At 64.6% G+C, this 12908-nt stretch carries 11 protein-coding genes; 8 read left to right on the top strand and 3 right to left on the bottom strand.

Annotation, left to right across the window (positions count from 1 at the left end):
• The first annotated feature begins 11 nt into the window (after window positions 1-11).
• The 7 genes from GQB00_RS22070 to GQB00_RS10735 all read left to right on the top strand — a co-directional run bounded on the left by GQB00_RS22070 (window position 12) and on the right by GQB00_RS10735 (window position 8180).
• Window positions 12-3353 carry a pilus assembly protein gene (locus GQB00_RS22070; RefSeq protein ID WP_165856214.1) on the top strand — a complete coding sequence of 1114 codons (3342 nt, stop codon included), beginning with the start codon at window positions 12-14 and terminating at the stop codon, window positions 3351-3353.
• 5 nt (window positions 3354-3358) lie between these two features.
• On the top strand, window positions 3359-3772 hold the full coding sequence (locus tag GQB00_RS10760) for a type IV pilin protein (protein ID WP_207950661.1): 414 nt from the start codon (window positions 3359-3361) through the stop codon (window positions 3770-3772).
• Between the two features lie 141 nt (window positions 3773-3913).
• Window positions 3914-4597 carry a DUF1722 domain-containing protein gene (locus GQB00_RS10755; protein WP_165856212.1) on the top strand — a complete coding sequence of 228 codons (684 nt, stop codon included), beginning with the start codon at window positions 3914-3916 and terminating at the stop codon, window positions 4595-4597.
• A gap of 10 nt (window positions 4598-4607) precedes the next feature.
• The gene (locus GQB00_RS10750; protein WP_165856211.1) at window positions 4608-5393 is read left to right on the top strand and encodes an alpha/beta fold hydrolase; all 786 of its coding nucleotides are present in this window, start codon (window positions 4608-4610) and stop codon (window positions 5391-5393) included.
• 118 nt (window positions 5394-5511) lie between these two features.
• Window positions 5512-6588 (top strand): SMP-30/gluconolactonase/LRE family protein, encoded by a 1077-nt coding sequence (locus tag GQB00_RS10745; RefSeq protein ID WP_165856210.1) that lies wholly within the window; start codon window positions 5512-5514, stop codon window positions 6586-6588.
• A 14-nt stretch (window positions 6589-6602) separates the two neighbouring features.
• Window positions 6603-7076, top strand: coding sequence for an acyl-CoA thioesterase (locus tag GQB00_RS10740; RefSeq protein WP_323127267.1), 474 nt, complete (start codon window positions 6603-6605; stop codon window positions 7074-7076).
• Between the two features lie 150 nt (window positions 7077-7226).
• Window positions 7227-8180, top strand: coding sequence for an NADP-dependent oxidoreductase (locus GQB00_RS10735; RefSeq protein ID WP_111493858.1), 954 nt, complete (start codon window positions 7227-7229; stop codon window positions 8178-8180).
• Here GQB00_RS10735 and GQB00_RS10730 read toward each other — a convergent pair.
• The 3 genes from GQB00_RS10730 to GQB00_RS10720 all read right to left on the bottom strand — a co-directional run bounded on the left by GQB00_RS10730 (window position 8168) and on the right by GQB00_RS10720 (window position 11473).
• Window positions 8168-10033 carry a cation:proton antiporter gene (locus tag GQB00_RS10730; protein ID WP_111493860.1) on the bottom strand — a complete coding sequence of 622 codons (1866 nt, stop codon included), beginning with the start codon at window positions 10031-10033 and terminating at the stop codon, window positions 8168-8170. The two genes, GQB00_RS10735 and GQB00_RS10730, sit on opposite strands and share 13 nt — an antisense overlap.
• Before the next feature lie 89 nt (window positions 10034-10122).
• Window positions 10123-10923 carry a tRNA cyclic N6-threonylcarbamoyladenosine(37) synthase TcdA gene (gene tcdA / locus GQB00_RS10725; RefSeq protein ID WP_165856209.1) on the bottom strand — a complete coding sequence of 267 codons (801 nt, stop codon included), beginning with the start codon at window positions 10921-10923 and terminating at the stop codon, window positions 10123-10125.
• Between the two features lie 118 nt (window positions 10924-11041).
• Entirely contained in the window at window positions 11042-11473 is a 432-nt protein-coding gene (locus tag GQB00_RS10720; protein ID WP_165856208.1) for an RrF2 family transcriptional regulator, read from the bottom strand.
• Window positions 11474-11618: 145 nt separating this feature from the next.
• On the opposite strand from GQB00_RS10720, the gene hmpA reads away from it, so the two are divergent.
• On the top strand, window positions 11619-12839 hold the full coding sequence (hmpA, locus tag GQB00_RS10715; RefSeq protein ID WP_165856207.1) for an NO-inducible flavohemoprotein: 1221 nt from the start codon (window positions 11619-11621) through the stop codon (window positions 12837-12839).
• The last annotated feature ends 69 nt before the right edge of the window (window positions 12840-12908 follow it).

The raw sequence follows: 12908 nt of genomic DNA, 5'->3' as shown, positions 1-12908 counted from the left end.
GGGAGTCCACCGTGAACACAGCAGCGATCCTGCACAAACTGCGCTATGGCGTGGGTATGGCGCTGGCCGTGCTGGCCGTCAGCGCCCGCGCCGATATCACCATTGACGACCAACCGGTGCTGGTGACCGATCCGCTGGCGCCGAACATCGTTTTTATCCTGGACGATTCCGGCTCCATGCTTGAGGACGCCATGCCCGAGGACACCAGTTGCAGTTCCGCCTACAGCGATGGTTCCAAGGTGATCAATCCCGGTACCGGGCTGCTTAATTCCAACGTCTCGGCGGGCTGCCAGTCACCGGATTACAACGTGCTCTATTACAATCCGGACTCGACTTACACTGCGCCGGTGGACGCAGACGGTAACAGCCTGGGGGATGCGGACTTCAACGCGGCCCTGATCGACGGCTATTACGCCTATGAGGATTCCGGCGGCAGTGCCTCCACCTCTACCGACGCGGATGACTCCACCGTGGATCTGAGCGAATGGACGTCCGAGTCCGAGTGTGAGTCGTCTGGTGGCGGCTGGGGCGGCGGTCGCGGAGGCGGCCGGGGGGGCAGTAGCAGCTCCTGTACGACGACCACCTATCCGTTTTCCTATTACGTGTGGGATTCGAGCAACAGCGGTTGTAATGGCTATCACTCGGATGACGACTGCTACGACCAGGTTTTCGTGGATACCGACGACGAAGACGAGATGCAGAACGTCGCCAACTGGTACACCTACTACCGCAGCCGCCTGATGACCGCCAAGGCGGGGATCAGCATCGCTTTCCAGAACATGGAAGACGATTACCGTCTGGGCTATGGCCGCATCAATGACGACGACACCATCAGCAGCGGTGTGGAGGCTTTCTCCGCCAGCAAGGCCGACTTCTACGACTGGCTGTTCGCCCAGACCTCCGGCTACAGCTACGGCACGCCGCTGCGTCGGGCCCTGGGGGCCGCCGGGGAATATTTCACCACCAGCGAGCCCTACTTTGACGATCCCGGCGATACGTCCAGCGAGATCCTGTCCTGTCGCCAGAACTTCACCATCCTGACCACCGATGGCTACTGGAACGGCGACACCGCGACCAACTCGGCCGCGACCAGCGAGAACGACAACAACGGCGGCCCCACCATCACCAGCGACGACGGTGACAGCTACACCTACGAAGCGGTCTCGCCGTTCCGGTTCAGCGCCAGCGACAACCTGGCGGACATCGCCATGTACTACTGGAAGTACGACCTGATGACGTCCCTGGCCAACGACGTGCCCACCTCCGATGACGATCCCGCCTTCTGGCAGCATATGGTGACGCTGGGCATTGGTCTGGGCGTGGAGGGCAACGTCGACTCCGAGGAGGCGTTCGACGCCATCGACACGGGTGCCGACATCGACTGGACATCCACCAGCTCCAACGCCGGCAAGATCGATGACCTGCTGCACGCGGGCGTGAACAGTCGTGGCGGCTTCTATTCGGCGCAGAGCCCGACGGAGTTTGCCGAGGGGCTGAAATCGGCGCTGGCGGACATCCAGTCCCACACCGGCTCGGGCACGGCGCTGTCCGAAAACAGCTCGACGCTGACCGAGGACACCCGCATCTACAAGGCCAGCTACAAGTCCGGCGACTGGAGCGGTTACCTGAGCGCCTGGACCCTGGACGACGACGGCAACACCGACACCAGGGCCTGGTCCGCCACCGTGCCGGACGCCGCCGACCGGCAGCTGTTCACCACCATCGACAGCGGTGACGGCCTGGCCGGTGCCGAGCTAGTCTGGGACAGCCTGGACAGCGACCTGCAGGCGGCCCTGGGCGATGAGGACACCCTGGCCTACCTGCGTGGCGATGCCAGCAATGAAGTGGTCAACGGCGGCAGCTATCGCACCCGCTCCAATACCGTGATCGGCGACATCGTCCATTCCTCCCCGCTGTATGTGGGACCGCCGGACGAAGACAAGTATGAGGACACCGGCTGGGACGAGGCGGATACCCACGTCAGCTTCGCCCAGACCTACGCCGACCGCACGCCGGTGGTGTACATCGGCGCCAACGATGGTCTGGTGCACGCCTTCGACGCCGACAGCGGCGAGGAACTCTTCGCCTACATGCCTCGCAGCGCGGCCCTCAAGGGCGTCAGCAGCCTGGCGGATACCGATTACGACCATCAGTACTTCATGGATGGCACGCTGGTGTCGGCGGACGTGTATTTCGACGATGCCTGGCACACGGTGCTGGTCGGTTCCACCGGGCGTGGCGGCCAGTCGCTGTTCGCGCTCGACGTCACCGATCCCGACAACTTCAGTGCCGACGACGTCCTCTGGGAAGTCGACGACAGCGCGGCCCTGGGCAACGCCATCGGCGCGCCGGTCATCGCCAAGCTGCAGGACGGCGACTGGGTGATCGTCGCCGGCAACGGCTACAACAGCACCGACGCCACCGCCCAACTGCTGCTGTTCGCCGTCGCCGACGGCACGGTGACCGCCATCGACACCGGCGAGGGCAGCGACACCGCCCCCAACGGCCTGGCCGGCCCGCTGGTGTGGGACAGCGACGACACCGCCGATTCCCTGTCCGACGTGGCCTACGCCGGCGACTACCTGGGCAACGTCTGGCAGTTCGACCTGACCGACACCAGTGCCGCCCCGGAGCTGATTTTCAGCGCCGTCGACGACAGCGGCAACGCCCAGCCCATCACCGCCGACATGACGGGCGCCTACAGCGACGATGAAGAACTCTGGCTGTTCTTTGGTACCGGCAAGTACCTGTCCAGCGAGGACATCACCAGCACCGAGAACGGCAAGATCCAGAGCTGGTATGGCCTGATGCCGGAAGACGGCGCCATCGGCTCCCGCGACGAGCTGACCGAGCGCACCATCGACACCGAAACCACCACCGACTCGTACACCGTGCGCAGCGTGTCCGAAGCCAGCGACGGCGACATGGACGGCCAGCGCGGCTGGTACATGGATCTCGCGGTCAATGGCGTTGCCGAAGGCGAGCGTATGGTGTTGGCGAACACCGTACAGAGCGGCGTGCTGATCGGCACCACGCTGATTCCCGAAGCGGACAGCTGCAACCCGGCCGGGGACGGTTTTGTCATGTCGGTCGATCCCTACACCGGCGCCTCGCTGACCGAGTCCTACTACGACATCAACGGCGACGGCGTGATCGATGAGAACGATCTGGTCAACGGGCTGGTGGTGTCGGGACTGTCCACCGGCAGCACGCCCAGCACGCCGACCTTCATTGACGACACCATGAAGTGGCAGGACGAATCCACGTCCGACAACAGCATCGGTGTGGCCCCGTCCTCCTCGGGTGACGCCGGCACCGAACGTATTTCCTGGGGCGAGGTGATTGAAGAATGAGAGTGATGCAGAAACAGGCCGGCTTTACCCTGATGTCGCTGCTGATTGCCGTGGCCATCATCGGCATTCTGTCGGCGATCGCCTGGCCCAACTACCAGCAGTACGTGCAGAAATCCCGGCGTACCCAGGCCGAGTCCTGCCTGGTTGAGTTCAGCCAGTACATGGAGCGCTTCCGCTCCACCCAGATGCGCTACGACCAGGCCGGTGACGGCACGGCCAACACCTTGCCCGGTCTGGGCTGCACCACCGAAAGCGGCCTCGACAGCTTCTACGACTTCGCGTTCGTGGACGACTCCCTGAGCCAGCGCGCCTATACCCTGTCGGCTACGCCCAAGGCCGGTCAGGCGGACGATGAGTGCGGTACGCTCACACTGACCCAGGCCAGCGTGCGGGGTGCCGATTCCGACGACTGCTGGTAGGTTCGCGCCGCGAGCTGTCTCGCATTGATTTTTCCCTTCAGATTGTTTTTGACGCCCCACTTGGTGTAAGTAATAGGCGCCGCCGGCCTGCGGCGGCGTCTCTTTTTTTCTTGTTACCCAACCTTCAGGGAGCTGCTCCTCTTGTCTATCGCCAATCGCGTATTGAACCTCGATCCCGGTTTTCTGGACGATGACCTGCTGTCGGAACAGACCCGCCTGCTGGTTGGACTGGTGGGGGACAGTCGGGGGCGCGGTGCCGACGAGCGCGTACCGGAGGAGTGGCGCGGGCACGAGGATGCCCTGGCCCTGCGCCTCAACCAGTTGATGGTGGAAATGAGCCTGCGCGGGCAGGCGGTGCCCGGCGTGGTCAAGGTCTCCGGTGAGGCGATTATCTGGCCGCCGTTGCAGGCGCCGGCGCTGGCCGAGGAAATCCTGTTTATCCAGACCCGTGGCGAACTCGGGCGCAAGGGACGCATCCGGCTGCCGCGCAACGACCACGAGCTCTGGGCCAGCTACAAGTACAGCCTGCTGGCGCGTAATCGCCAGGCCTATCACAGCTTCGGACGCCAGGTGGCGGCGCGCAGCGCGCCCATGGAGCGGCTCTGGCTGGCACTGGTCAATGCGGCCCGTATTGCGCCGCCGGAAGGCGGCATCCGCAACGCCTTGCAGCACATGTGGGGCTATGTGTCGGACTACTCGGCGCTGAGCCCCCAGGTGGACAACCTGGATGCCCTGGCCGGCGACGTCCAGCAACTGGCGATGCAACATGAGGTATCCTACCTCCTCAATTCGACGGCGCTGGGAGAACTCCGCGCCTGGCTATAAGGAGACATTCGTGAGCCTGGATTTGCACCACCGTGTGGTGGGTGAGGGCGACCCCCTGATCGTACTGCACGGCCTGTTCGGCTCCCTGGAAAACCTGGGCGGCATTACCCAGCGCCTGTCCGACCGCTGGCAGATCCACGCGCTGGATTTGCGCAATCACGGACGCTCGCCGCACACCGACGCCATGGGCTACCCGGCCATGGCCGACGACGTCAAACGCTACATGGACAGCGCCGGCCTGGCGAGCGCCTCGGTCCTGGGCCACTCCATGGGCGGCAAGACCGCGATGGAACTGGCGCTGGCCCATCCCAACCGGATCGACCGGCTGATCGTCGCCGACATCGCGCCGGTGGACTACCCGCCGCACCACGATGCCATTATCGACGGTCTGAGCGGGCTCGACCTGACCACCATCGCCTCCCGCGGTGCCGCCGACAAGGCCCTGGCCGAGGCTGTGCCCGAGGCGCCGGTCCGCCAGTTCCTGCTGAAGAACCTGGTGCGCGATGCTGACGGTGGCTTCACCTGGCGCCTCAATCTGGACGTGATCGAACGCCACTACGACCAGATCGCCGCCGGCCCCTCCGCCGAAGGGCCTTTCGAGGGACCCACCCTGTTCATCAAGGGCGGCGATTCGGGCTATATCCAGACCCAGCACCAGGACATCGTGGCGCGCCTGTTCCCGCAGGCCAGCCTGCGCATCATTCCCGGCACCGGCCACTGGCTGCACGCGGAGAAGCCCGACCTGTTCGCCAATCTCTGCAGCCGTTTCCTGGACGGGGAATTCGACGCCCGTTGATCATGGCGCCCGACGGACGGCGGCGCTGACGCGTCGAGCCCGTGGCGGGATTTTGCTAGGGTAAAAAAGGGCGGCCCGGGCGGCCGCCTTTTCCCTGGGCGCATTGGAAGGAGACGGCATGCGGTGGATCTACGCGTTGTGTGTGGTGGTGTTCCTGGTGATCGGCGGTTTCCTGCTGACGCCTTCACCGGTCGACAGTCATGCCTGGACACCGCCTCCGGCGCCTGGCCTGAACGGTGCCGCCGCACCCAACCAGATCCTGCGTCTGTCCGAACTGCTGGGCGTGGGCCAGGTGGAGGGCCCGGAAGACGTTGACGTGGACTCCGCCGGCCGGGTCTACGGCGGCACCCAGGACGGTCGCATCGTCCGGGTATGGCCCGACGGTAGGGTGGAGACCTGGGCCCGCACCGGTGGCCGGCCGCTGGGCATGGAATTCGACCGCAACGGCAATCTGATCGTCGCTGATGCCTACAAGGGGTTGTTGTCCATCGATCCGCCTTCCGGCAACATCCGCACGCTATCGAAGGAGGCGGAGGGGCTCCCGTTCCGTTTCACCGATGATGTGGACATCGGCCCGGACGGCATGATCTATTTCACCGACGCCAGCTCCCGCTTCAACCAGTCCCAGTACCGGCTCGACCTGCTGGAAATGCAGCCCCACGGCCGCCTGCTGCGCTATAACCCGGCCACCCGCAAGACGGATGTACTGCTGCGCAACCTCCATTTTGCCAATGGCGTGGCGGTGTCGAAGGACGGTAGTTTCCTGCTGGTCAATGAAACCTGGAAATACCGGGTGCTGAGATACTGGCTGACCGGCCGCAACGCCGGCACCGCCGAGGTGTTCATCGATAACCTGCCGGGCTTTCCGGACGGCGTGTCGGCGGACAGTCAGGGACGTTTCTGGCTGGCGCTGCCGTCGCCGCGCAACCGTTTTATCGACTGGATCAATCCCTATCCCTGGCTCAAGGAGCAGGTGGCCAAGCTACCGGACAGCCTGCAACCGCCGGTTGAACGCTACGGCCTGGTGCTGGCCCTGGATGAAGACGGCAAGATCCTGACCAGCCTGCAAGATCCGGGCGGGCGCTATCTGACCGAGATCACCTCGGTGGAGCCGCACCTGGACCGGCTGTATTTCGGGACCCTGCACAATAACCGCATTGGACGGCTGCCCATGGAAGCCATCCCCGCCCTGTAAGAGGAGAAATAAGAGTGATCGACGTTCCCGAACTGATCGACTGGGATCTGCCTGATCCGTTCATCCTGCCGATCACGGTGCAGCCCGAGGATGTGGACCGTCTGGGCCACGCCAACAACGTGGTCTACGTGCGCTGGCTGGAAGAGGTCAGCTGGGCCCACATCGAAAGCCTGGGCATGACCTGGGAGCGTCACGAGGCCACTGGCAAGGCCATGGCCATCACCCGCACGGAGATTGACTACCTGGCCGCCGCCAACGAAGGCGAGCACCTGCTGCTGGGTACCTGGCTGGTCGACTTTGACGGTCGTTTCCGGTCTGCCCGTCGGTTTCAGCTGATGCGGGTGTCCGACGGCAAGTGCCTGGTGCGCGCCCTGTCTACACACGCCTGCGTCGATCTCAAGACCCAGCGGCCGGCGCGGGTGCCCAAGGAATACGGCGAGTTGCTCGGTCACGCTGTTGTGCGCGTGGATGAGCCGGTTGACGAATAGCAAGCCGCGGCAGGGCGCGTTCCGTGGCGATTCTGCTAAGCTTGCTGGAAACCGGCTCCCGGACCCCGAGACGACCCTGAAACGTTGTCGATCCTGAACCCGATCCAGAGAACCGGTGCCGCCACTGTGCAGCCCAGGGAGAATGTCACCATGCGTCGCATCGTCTATGAGCGTTTTGGGGAGGCTGATGAGCTGAAGCTGGCGGAGGCGGAACATCCGGTTCCGGCGGCCGGTGAAGTCTGCATCCGGGTGGCCGGAGCCGGTCTCAATCCCATCGACTGGAAAACCCGCAAGGGGCTGGGCTTCGCCGCCCAGCAGATCAAGGATGCGCTGCCCTGGACGCCGGGCTACGACGTGGCCGGTACGGTCACCGATGTGGGCGAGGGCGTCCACACCCTGGCGGCCGGCGACCGGGTGATGGGCATGATTGGCTTCCCGACCCAGGGCGGCGGTTACGCCGAGTACGCCCTGGCCAGGGCGGACGAGCTGATCCTGGTGCCCGAGGAGCTGCCGCTGATCGACGCTGGCGCCTTACCGCTGGCGGCCCTGACCGCCTGGCAGGGACTGTTCGAGATGGGCCAGCTCAAGGCCGATGACAAGGTGCTGATCCACGCCGGGGCCGGAGGCGTCGGTCACCTGGCCGTGCAGTTCGCCCGCGCCCGCGGCGCCCACGTCATTGCCACGGCGTCGGGGGCCAATGCCGATTTCCTCGCCACCCTGGGGGCGGACGAGGTGATCGACTACACCTCGGACGATTTCGTCGACGCCTGCTACGGGCTCGATCTGGTGCTGGACCTGGTGGGGGGCGATACCGGCAAGCGCTCCCTGCACACCCTGGCGGAACAGGGCGTGCTGGTGACCATTCCCACCGTTACCGCCGATCCCATCATCACCGAAGCGGAAAACATGGGGCTCAAGGCCCATGGCATGACCGTGCGGCCGGACATCTTCCACCTGGAGGAAATCGCCGAGCTGATTGAAGACGGCGACGTGCGCCTGCACATTGACGAGGCCTTCCCCCTGGCCGAGGCCGCTGCCGCCCACCGCCGGCTGGAAACCGGCCACGTGCGCGGCAAGCTGGTGCTGGACTGTCAGGCCCGCTGAGGCTCCGGCGCTGCCTGACCGACCGGCTCCGGTCCGGATTCCTTCTCCTTGCGCTCCTTCGGCGGCTGGGGCGGCACCAGGCTGACCAGGACCCAGCCCTTGTCCACCTTGATATTGGTCTGGTTGGTCACCGCCTGGATGCGGTCACGTGGGTCGATGATGAACAGCAGCAGTGCCTGCTGCTCGTACTGGGCCTTGTAGTCGTCGAAGGTGAAGGCCTCCGACAGCTGGGTGGTTTTCACCGTATAGCCCTTGCTCACCATGCTGGCCAGTTTGGCGTAGCTGACATCGCCGAACAGGCCGCGGGTCTGCTGGATCTTTTCCGCGGTCTGGTGCCGCGCCTTCTGGTCCTGATCGCCTTCTGACAGGCTGTAGACACTGCCGCCGCCGAACCAGTCCAGGAAATGGTAGGTGGCCAGTGAGTTGAGCTGCTTGTAGGGCGAGATCACCAGCAGGTTGCCGATGCCGGTCAGGTCCAGGTGCGTGGAGGCATGCTCCGACACCGGATTGCCGAAATAGACGTTGAGGTTGTCCATGCGCGCCTGGCGCACGTTCTCCCAGTTGGTGTCGGTCAGCACCACCGGCACGTCCATCTTCTGCAGGGCGCGGCCGATCTGCCGGGCCACGCCGTTGGCGCCGAGGATCAGGAAGCCGTAATCCGCCGGCTGGGCGACCTTCAGCAGGGTGGCGATGGGCCGTGCGGTCAGGCTCTGCAGGGTCACGGTGGCGATGATGACGATGAACACCAGCGGCACCAGCACGCCGGCACTCTCGTACCCCACCCGCTGCAGCTGGAAGGCAAACAGCGCGGATACGGCGGCGGCAACAATCCCGCGGGGTGCCACCCAGCTCAGGAACAGCTTCTCCCGCCAGTTCAGAGACGTGCCGATGGCGGACAGGAACACGCTGATCGGCCGGGCCACGAACATCAGCACCGCGAGTACGGCCACCAGACTCCAGCCCAGCTCGGCGATGGCGCTGAACTCGACCCGCGCCGCGAGGATGATGAACAGCGCCGAGATCAGCAGCACGCTGAGGGATTCCTTGAACTCCAGGATGCTCTCGATCGGCACCTGCTTCATGTTGGCCATCCAGATACCCATCACAGTGACCGTCAACAGCCCGGACTCATGGGCCATCTCGTTCGACAGGGCATAGACCCCGAGCATGAAGGTCAGGGTGCCGGCGTTGTGCAGGTATTGAGGCACCAGGTGCTTGCGCAGGGCGATGCCGGTCAGCCAGCCGGACAGGGCACCCAGGGCGATGCCGATGAACAGCGTCTTGGCGAAGATATACAGCGAATGGCCGAACACGTTGCCCTGGCCCCAGGAGACGATCCCCTCGAACACCAGGACCGCCAGCAGTGCGCCCACCGGGTCAATGATGATGCCTTCCCAGCGCAGGATGTTGGCCAGTTTGGCGGCAGGCTTGACCGAGCGCAGCAGCGGGGCGACCACGGTCGGCCCGGTTACCACAACGATGGCGCCGAACAGCAGGGCGATTTCCCAGTCGATATCCAGCGCCCAGTGCGCCGCCAGGGTGCCGATGGTACAGGTGACGATCGAGCCCACAGGCACCAGGTTACGCACCATGCGGCCGTGACCTTTGATATCGGAGAAGCGCAGGGTCAGGCTGCCTTCGAACAGGATGACCGCCACCGCCAGGGAGATCAGCGGGAACAGCAGGTCACCGAACAGCGCCTGGGGGTTGAGCCAGTCCAGCAAGGGGCCAGCCGCAATCCCGCCGGCCAGCAGAAAAAGGATGGCCGGCATGCGCACGCGCCAGGCCAGCCATTGGCAGAACAGCGATATGACGCCAATGCTCGCGAGCAGGAGAACGATGTTCGCAGACATAGAAAAGGGTGATCCATTCCAGTGGGTCGACGGGAAGTCCTGGCCTACAGTGTAGTCACAGTCATGTCGTTACACTTCTGTAGCCATACTCAGGCGCTGGCCTCCCGGGATTTTCGTGCCAGGCGGTTCAGCAGCCGCGACGCCGCGACGAAACCGAAGGTCGCCGTGACCGGGCTGGCCGCTCCGAAGCCGGAGGCACAGTCCAGTCTGACCGGACCGCTGGTGTCCGGCTTCTGCAGACAGACTTCGCCATCACCGGACGGATAGGTCAACTGCTCCAGCGAATAGACGGCTTCGATGCCAAAGCGGCGCTTGGGATTGCGGGAAAAGTTGTACTCCCGACGCAGGAGATTACGCACCTTGGCCAGTAATGGATCCTGGGTGGTGCGCGACAGGTCGCTGACCTGGATCTGGGTCGGGTCCATCTGGCCGCCCGCGCCGCCGGCGCAGACCAGCGGGATCTTGCGGCGTTTGCAGTGGGCGATCAGCGACGCTTTGGCCTTGACGCTGTCGATGGCGTCGATCACCCCGTCCAGGTCGTCGCCCACCAGCTCCGCCACGTTGCGGGGGGTGAGAAAGCCGAAGTGAACCACCACGTCGAGCTGCGGGTTGATGGCCTTCAGCCGCTCCGCCATGACGTCGGTCTTGGTCTGGCCGTACTGGCCGGCCAGGGCATGCAGCTGGCGGTTGGTGTTGGACACACAGACGTCGTCCATATCGATCAGCGTGATGCGCCCGATGCCGCTGCGGGCCAGCGCCTCCGCCGCCCAGGAGCCGACGCCGCCCAGGCCCACCACGGCCATGTGGCTGCCCCGGAATGCCTGAAGTGCGGTGCGCCCGTAGAGCCGTTCGATACCACCGAAGCGGAAGCTGTAATCGTCTGTGCTCATGACCCGTCTCTGGCTGCGTTCAAATCAGAGCGCGATTGTACCTGACCGATTCGTCCGGGACACCGGGGGGAGGTCAGGGAAAACCCGAATCGTGGGGATAGGCTGACTGTATGGCGATTCAGCGGCGGCCCAGCAGTTGGCGCAGCTCCTGGCGATTGTCCACGAGATCCGCCAGCACATAGCGGTCAAGCACGTCGATGAAGGCCTGTAACGCTTCCCCGAGCACGCCTTTGAGGGTACAGCCGGGTTCGATGGGGCAGGTGGAGTCCGGGCCAAAACATTCCAGCAGGCGCAGGTTTTCGGTCTGGCGTACCACCGCGCCAATGTTGATCTCAGCCGGCTTCCGCGTCAGTTCCAGTCCACCGCCGCGGCCGCGGTGGCTTTTCAGGTAGCCCAACTGCACCAGGGTGCGTGCCACCTTGGCGACATGGTGGGCGGAAATGCCGTAGTGCAGGGCCACATCCTGCACCGTGGCCGGCTCGTCGTCCCGCTTCACGGCCATGAAGATGAGCAGGCGTAGGGAGTAATCAGTATGCGCGGTGAGCTGCATGCCTATTGACCTTGATTAATTTGGTAAATAATATGCCTATTTAAAGTGGTAAGTAAAATACCGCTTTAAGCAAGGCTCCGGCCCCGATGGCGATCAGCGTACTGACGCCCGGCCTGCGCCGCCTTATGACACAAGGAGTCCAGACATGCTCAGCCAGTCCACCGTCGATGTCGTCAAGCAAACCATTCCCGTCCTGCAGGAACACGGCGAGACCCTGACCCGCCACTTCTATCAGCGCATGTTCGAGCACAACCCGGAAGTGAAGGCCTTCTTCAATCCGGCGCACCAGCAGGCGGGCACCCAGCAGCGCGCGCTGGCCGGTGCCATCTGCGCCTACGCCCAGCACATCGATAACCCGTCGGCCCTGGCCGGGGCGGTGGAGCTGATCGCACAGAAGCACGTGTCCCTGGGCATCAAGCCGGAGCATTACCCGATCGTGGGCGAGAACCTGCTGGCGTCGATCCGCGAGGTGCTGGGTGAGGCGGCGACCGACGACATCATCAACGCCTGGGGGGAAGCCTATGGCGTACTGGCGGATCTGTTCATCCAGCGCGAGGGGCAGATCTTCGAGCAACAGGAAGACACCTACGGCTGGCAGGGCTTCAAATGCTTCCTGGTGGAGAAACGTGAGCGTTGCAGCGACAACATCGAGTCCTTCTACCTGTGTCCGGCGGATGGCAGCGTGCTGGCGCCCCACGTGCCGGGACAATACCTGACCGTACGTATTCCCACGGCGGACGGCGGCACCACCCTGCGTAACTACAGCCTGTCCAACCGGCCCGGCGAGCCCTGGTTCCGTATCAGCGTCAAGCGCGAAGCCGGGCAGGGCGACGTGCCGGCCGGCGTGGTGTCCAACTACCTGCACAACCACATCAACGTGGGCGATAGCCTCGAAGTGGCGCCGCCGGCTGGCGAGTTCACCCTGACGCTGCCCGAACCGGCGGACAAGCCGCTGGTCTTCATCGCCGGTGGCGTGGGGATCACGCCGCTGATGTCCATGCTGACGGTGGCGCTGGAGGCCTCCCCGGCGGCGCGCCCGGTGGTGTTCATCCAGGCGGCGTTGAACAGCGCGGTCCAGCCGTTTGCTGGAGAGCTGGCCGAGCTGGCACAGCGTTACGACAACCTGCGGCTGCATGCCCGGTTCAGTGCCCCGCTGGACGGCGATCTGCAAGCCGGTCGCTGCCAGAGCACGGGCTTCATCGATGCCCCGCTGCTGGACGAACTGGTAGGCGATGCCTACGCCGCCTGGTATTTCTGCGGACCCACGCCGATGCTGCAGCAGGTGCGGCAGCTGCTGAAGGCGCGCGCGGTGCCCGAGGCCGACCAGCACTACGAGTTTTTCGGTCCGGCCCAGGCGCTGGCCTGAGGGCGACGAGTCGTCGGCTTGAGCGCCATCCGGGCGGCCTGCAACGGGCTGCCCGGATGAGGGGATACC

This window comes from Marinobacter sp. JSM 1782161 (genome assembly GCF_011421605.1).
Classification (GTDB): domain Bacteria; phylum Pseudomonadota; class Gammaproteobacteria; order Pseudomonadales; family Oleiphilaceae; genus Marinobacter_A; species Marinobacter_A bohaiensis.
Note: the sequence above shows the minus strand (reverse complement) of the source record. Positions and strands in the feature narration are given on the sequence as shown.

Excerpts from the sequence above, each read along its gene's own strand:
- GQB00_RS10745 (WP_165856210.1), top strand. The coding sequence starts at position 5,512 with ATGCGGTGGATCTACGCGTTGTGTGTGGTGGTGTTCCTGGTGATCGGC.
- GQB00_RS10735 (WP_111493858.1), top strand. The coding sequence starts at position 7,227 with ATGCGTCGCATCGTCTATGAGCGTTTTGGGGAGGCTGATGAGCTGAAG.
- tcdA (WP_165856209.1), bottom strand. The coding sequence starts at position 10,923 with ATGAGCACAGACGATTACAGCTTCCGCTTCGGTGGTATCGAACGGCTC.
- GQB00_RS10730 (WP_111493860.1), bottom strand. The coding sequence starts at position 10,033 with ATGTCTGCGAACATCGTTCTCCTGCTCGCGAGCATTGGCGTCATATCG.
- GQB00_RS10720 (WP_165856208.1), bottom strand. The coding sequence starts at position 11,473 with ATGCAGCTCACCGCGCATACTGATTACTCCCTACGCCTGCTCATCTTC.
- GQB00_RS10760 (WP_207950661.1), top strand. The coding sequence starts at position 3,359 with ATGCAGAAACAGGCCGGCTTTACCCTGATGTCGCTGCTGATTGCCGTG.
- hmpA (WP_165856207.1), top strand. The coding sequence starts at position 11,619 with ATGCTCAGCCAGTCCACCGTCGATGTCGTCAAGCAAACCATTCCCGTC.